Genomic DNA, 472 nt, shown 5'->3' with positions numbered 1-472 from the left:
TCAAATCCGCATCCGGCGCACGCTGCGGCAGCTCCGTGAGCACATGCAGCAGGTAGTCGTACGGCTCGACGCCGCAAGCCCTGCACGTCAGCACCAGGCTGTAGATCGTGGCGCTGGCCTTTGCGCCATCAACCGTGTCACTGAACAGCCACGATTTTCTCGAAGTGGCAAACGGCCTTACGTCGCGCTCGATGACATTGTTATCGATGGCGGCGCGACCATCAGTGACGTAGCGGCTGAGATATTCCCATTGGTTGCGCGTATAGGCAATCGCCTTGCCGAGCAAGCTCTGCGGCGTCACCTTCGGTGCCAGTTCATCGAGCCACGCCTTGAAGGCCTCGAGCAGCGGCACGCTGTGTTTTTGCCGCAAGTTGTAGGTATAGTCCGCACGTGTCTGGCCGGCGGGCAGATCGCCTTTGGCCAGTGCCTCAACGCGGTATAGGGCCTGGAAGTACTCAAGCGCCTTCGCCAC

At 60.6% G+C, this 472-nt stretch carries 1 protein-coding gene; it reads right to left on the bottom strand.

All coding sequences use genetic code 11. The features are described 5' to 3' along the window. Nucleotides 1–472: IS66 family transposase (locus NCT05_RS36670; RefSeq protein ID WP_250504802.1), on the bottom strand; the 472-nt coding region annotated here is incomplete at both ends.

The organism is Caballeronia sp. AZ7_KS35, from assembly GCF_023631045.1.
Taxonomy (GTDB): Bacteria; Pseudomonadota; Gammaproteobacteria; order Burkholderiales; family Burkholderiaceae; genus Caballeronia; species Caballeronia zhejiangensis.
Note: the sequence above shows the minus strand (reverse complement) of the source record. Positions and strands in the feature narration are given on the sequence as shown.